This window comes from Vibrio sp. 10N.222.46.A1, from assembly GCF_041473595.1.
GTDB lineage: Bacteria > Pseudomonadota > Gammaproteobacteria > Enterobacterales > Vibrionaceae > Vibrio > Vibrio tasmaniensis_A.
The window spans coordinates 1-1,201 of sequence record NZ_JBFRSN010001562.1; the positions used below are offsets into that span (position 1 = coordinate 1).

1 protein-coding gene is annotated in these 1,201 nt (G+C 45.5%); it reads right to left on the reverse strand.

Annotated elements, in window-relative coordinates; all coding sequences use genetic code 11:
* Positions 1–29 precede the first annotated feature (29 nt).
* Positions 30–1,172 (reverse strand): amino acid permease, encoded by a 1,143-nt coding sequence (locus AB4496_RS28090; protein WP_102258597.1) that lies wholly within the window; start codon positions 1,170–1,172, stop codon positions 30–32.
* Between the last annotated feature and the right edge of the window lie 29 nt (positions 1,173–1,201).

Consider the following 1,201-nt stretch of genomic DNA (forward strand, 5'->3'; position numbering starts at 1 on the left):
GTATTTACTCAGCTCGCTAAATAGCCAGATTAAATCACTTGTGAGATTAGCAAGAAGCAACCAAACAGCAATGAAAAAAGCATCATTGGTCGACCACCTTCAGCACTGTATCGGCCTTCCGCCACCTTCATAAAGCGTTGCTTATGAACCATCACCAGAGGAACAAACACGGCTAAGAACACTAAGATGATGCCTGCATAGTTCAACACTTGTAGGAACTTATCTGCAGCAAGCAGTGAACCCGCCAGCGGCAAGATGAAACTAATGCAGTAAGTGACCGCTGTGTTTTGGTTAAACATGTCTCTGTTCTGGTTGAACAAAGACATCGCTACACCAAAGAAAGAGGTCAACAACGCCAAGCCGGTGAAGGTAGACAGAACGTTACCCACCCAAGGAGACTGAGCCTCAAAAGCCGCCATCAAATCTGATACGTTCTTGAAGCTTCTAAATTGCTCTTCGCTCAAGTTACCGACCACAGCAAACAACCAACATAAGTAACACACTAATGGGATCAGAGAACCGACGATCACCATGTTACGCAGCTGTTTGTCTGTCGCTTCGTGGTTGTAAGAAACCAAGGTTGGAATCACAACCATAAAGCCAAAGCTCGTAAACAGGATGGCACTGGTTTTAATTAGATCGACGTGCTCGTGGCTGGTTACCTGCATTAAGTTTTCTTGAGTCATGCTCGGCGCTAAGAACACCATGGTTGCAAACAAGCTAGCAAGCATCACGAAGAACAATGCGCGGTTGAGCTTATCAATCACTCCGGTGCCACTCGCGACAACTGCACCCGCAAGTAAAGTAAACGTGATTTGGCTCGTCGTTGCGCTAATGTCTACACCAAAATTAGACAGTAACTTACTCAGTAAATCACCTGCGCCCAGAATGTAAGCCATCAATAGGCAAATCAATAGCGCGTAAAGTAGGCCGTTGGTAATCAACTGCCCTTGTTTGCCCAGAGTTTTTCGAGCAATAGAGTTCAACCCTAGACCGCCACCGGCTTTGATGGTCGCTTCTAGAAGTAATAATGCTGCGTAAGTGGTGCCGAAACAGATCAGAACCATCAGCAGTGTGCCGTAAAGCAATCCAAAATGAGCTAATACCATTGGGATCGCAAGCATACCAGCACCGAGAGCGGTACCAGCGATAATTAGGGAGCTACCCATCATTTTAATATTCATTGTTTTTAACTTATTTG

Excerpts from the sequence above, each read along its gene's own strand:
- AB4496_RS28090 (WP_102258597.1), bottom strand. The coding sequence starts at position 1,172 with ATGATGGGTAGCTCCCTAATTATCGCTGGTACCGCTCTCGGTGCTGGT.